Genomic DNA, 1128 nt, shown 5'->3' on the forward strand with positions numbered 1-1128 from the left:
TCAGGTTCGAAATGGCGCTGTCCAGATGCGCCCTGGCATCGTCGTATTTCTTGGCCGTCTTGGCTTTTTCCGCTTCTGCCGCGGGCAGTTGCGCCTTGGCGATCAGCGCGGTGAAATCATTACCGGCATCCGCCGCAACAACCTTGTCGCGGATATCGGTGAAGACCTTGAACGCCGGGTCCCATTTCTTTTTCAGATCATCAAGCGCTGCCGTATCGGTCATCCCGTCCAGCTCGACCGCGGCTTCCGCCGCCGCCTTGGCGCTGTCCACCCGTTTTTCCGCGTCCGCCACGCAGGTGTTCGCCGTGGTGAAATCCAGCTTCAGCGCCGCTGCCGCCGCCTCAGCCATCAGTGCCTTGGCATCCTCCAGCATCGGTGCCGCCTGGGCCACATTCTTCAGGGGGTCGATCTTGCCCTGAACCGCCAGCCGTTTTTCCTTGTAGGCCTTGCAGGCATCCGCCTGGGCCGTGGCTGCGGGCCAATCGCCCTGGGTGGCATCCAGAAGGGTCAGCGCGGTTGAGTATTTGTGCAGAACAGCTTCCGCCTTGGCCGAAGCAAGATCCGCCTCCATTTTCAATATGATGACCTGAATGCCCGAGGCACCGTCGTGGTCCTTGAAATCCTTCAGCTTGGCCTCAAAGGCCGTTAGTTTGGGCGCATACTGCTGAACAACCGGGATTTCTTTTTCAATGAAGGGCCGCACGCTCCAGAACTTGCCGAGCTTCTTCAGGGACTCGCCGTAATCCTTGGTCGTGGCCACATCTGAATCGGTGTAATAGCCGTTTGCTTCATCCAGCTTATCGGTCAGCAGCGTTTTGATTGCAGCCGCCAGACCAGCCCAGCTGTCGACCCAGGTCTTGGCATTCGGGCGCTGGGTTTCATAGGTTGTCCGCTGCTTGCGCACCTTGGCGGTCTTGCCATGAACCGTGGCAACCTCGTCAAGCTTTTTGATGCCGTCCTTGAACTTCTTCGCAGCCTTGTCCACCTGCGCCGCATCATACAGGCGCTCCATTTCGCGCGCCGCGTCATCTATCGCCGGATCGCCGACCGAGACCCCGCGGGCCGCATCAGCCAGCGCCTTGCGGTCCGGGTCAAGCGCCATGAAATGCGCAAAGTCATCGGCCAGAA

The 1128-nt window shown here is 59.8% G+C and carries 1 protein-coding gene; it reads right to left on the bottom strand.

The window, feature by feature from the left end; genetic code table 11:
- Nucleotides 1-1128, bottom strand: a 1128-nt coding sequence (locus A2I95_RS40975) for a hypothetical protein (RefSeq protein ID WP_291738023.1), incomplete at both ends; no start/stop codon positions are given.

This window comes from Leisingera sp. F5 (assembly GCF_001593695.1).